The 824-nt window shown below is 44.8% G+C and carries 1 protein-coding gene; it reads left to right on the top strand.

What is annotated here, in order from left to right; genetic code table 11:
* Positions 1 to 443: 443 nt before the first annotated feature.
* A partial coding sequence (locus tag BLX24_RS30785) for a carboxypeptidase-like regulatory domain-containing protein (protein WP_177225995.1) occupies positions 444 to 824 on the top strand: 381 nt, incomplete at its 3' end.

The following is an 824-nucleotide window of genomic DNA, read 5'->3' as shown; positions in this document are numbered from 1 at the left end:
CATATGCGTTATGGTTTACCGTTGCGTAAAACTAACGTGAATCCGGCACGACTGCCAGTCGCTGATTCGTCAAGTGCGTTATTACCTGCTTCAGTTGCTATACGCAATGCCTGAACCGGTACCGGCCGTGATTGCGTCCTATTGTCTCCCGNTTCAAACTCACCCGCCAGTATGTCTGCCAATCATCAAACCGCCGGAATTGGCCTATTCCAGGACATTAAAAAGCATTTATGCCTAATACCAAATGATTAGTAGGATAATACCAACAAAATAATTTACCAAAGACAACCTTATTACAAAAAAAAGAAAGCAAAAGAAAATTTTCGAAACCAAATTACAGGAGAGTACAGGAGACTTGAAGGCGTAAGCACTGGTAGTTTTAAGCCTATACTTTAGCACTTTTTATTGATTTAATTGCCCTATACTCAAAAAATCGCAGTTGCATGGATCTTATCTTTTTACTCAAACGTAGGTGGTTGTTACATACCGCTTTTCTATTTCTTTCGTTTTTATGCGTATCGGCGTTTGCCCAGAACAGGTCGGTTTCGGTTTCTGGAAAAGTAACGGACGAAACCGGCAAGGCCTTACCGGGTGTCTCGGTGGTGGTCAAATCCGCAACAACCGGGACCATTACCAATCAGGATGGGGTGTATACGTTATCCGTCAAGGAAAATGCGACACTGGTCTTCAGCTCGATCAGCTACGAAACGCAGGAAATACCCGCCAATAACCGGTCGGTGATTGATGTGGCTATGGTCCCCTCCAATAAAACCCTGAACGAAGTGGTGGTGGTGGGGTACGGTACGCAAAGCAAGCGCGCCATT

This window comes from Arsenicibacter rosenii (assembly GCF_001870735.1).
Lineage (GTDB): Bacteria > Bacteroidota > Bacteroidia > Cytophagales > Spirosomataceae > Arsenicibacter > Arsenicibacter rosenii.
The sequence above is the reverse complement of the archived record's forward strand: the minus strand, read 5'-3'. Positions and strand labels throughout refer to the sequence as shown.